We start from the raw sequence: 287 nt of genomic DNA on the forward strand, positions 1-287 counted from the left end.
TCTGATGACCAAGCCCAAGTGTTGATTTATGGGTCACAATTAGATGAATTAGAAAACGGCCAGTATGCTTTTTTTGTGAAAGACAATGATTATTACAACATCACGCGGCCACAAAAAGGACAAGGGGATAAGCGCTTTATTAAGGGCTCGACTTTAGCCCAACAGCTCAGTCGTTATAACGGTCAACAACCTATCCGAAAAGAACCGGTGATTGCCTCTTTAGCCGCAAAACTCAAAGCGTTAGACTTCTATGCCCAACATGGTGATGGGACGTTACGGAGTGGTCA

1 pseudogene is annotated in these 287 nt (G+C 43.9%); it reads left to right on the forward strand.

The window, feature by feature from the left end:
* Positions 1 to 287, forward strand: a pseudogene (locus AOQ32_RS08835) (hypothetical protein); the annotation flags it as partial.

The sequence above is a fragment of the Fructobacillus tropaeoli genome (assembly GCF_001047135.2).
GTDB lineage: Bacteria > Bacillota > Bacilli > Lactobacillales > Lactobacillaceae > Fructobacillus > Fructobacillus tropaeoli.